1 rRNA gene is annotated in these 604 nt (G+C 55.8%); it reads right to left on the reverse strand.

Annotation, left to right across the window (positions count from 1 at the left end):
- A 16S ribosomal RNA gene (locus N788_RS10880) occupies nt 1-269 on the reverse strand; the annotation flags it as partial.
- Nucleotides 270-604: the final 335 nt, after the last annotated feature.

The raw sequence follows: 604 nt of genomic DNA on the forward strand, positions 1-604 counted from the left end.
GAGCCTTTACCTCACCAACAAGCTAATCCGACATCGGCTCATCCAGTCGCGCAAGGCCCGAAGGTCCCCTGCTTTCACCCGTAGGTCGTATGCGGTATTAGCGTAAGTTTCCCTACGTTATCCCCCACAACTGGGCAGATTCCGATGTATTCCTCACCCGTCCGCCGCTCGCCACCCAGAGAGCAAGCTCTCCTGTGCTGCCGCTCGACTTGCATGTGTTAGGCCTGCCGCCAGCGTTCACTCTGAGCCAGGATCAAACTCTTCAGTTAAAGCTTATAGCTTTGTCTGCAGATGCTCGACCTTGGCTTCTTATCGCTTGATAACTCAATTGACTTAAAGCTCTTGGCTGAACGTCTGCAAGAAATGGACTCATCCATCCCCAGCAGGCGCCCGCACAAATTTCCTGCGCACACTGTCAAAGATCGTCAAACCCGGCGGCCTTCCGGCCTGCCATCCCAGGGCGTTTCGCTCAAGGGAGCCGCACATTATACGAGAGTTTCCAAGGACGTCAACATCTTTTCGACGCCTTTTTTTGCCCCCCGCCGCCGGACCGGCCGTCGAGGGCCGCGAACTATAGCGGCATGAATCAGGAATGGGAAGAGGG

This window comes from Arenimonas donghaensis DSM 18148 = HO3-R19 (genome assembly GCF_000743535.1).
GTDB lineage: Bacteria > Pseudomonadota > Gammaproteobacteria > Xanthomonadales > Xanthomonadaceae > Arenimonas > Arenimonas donghaensis.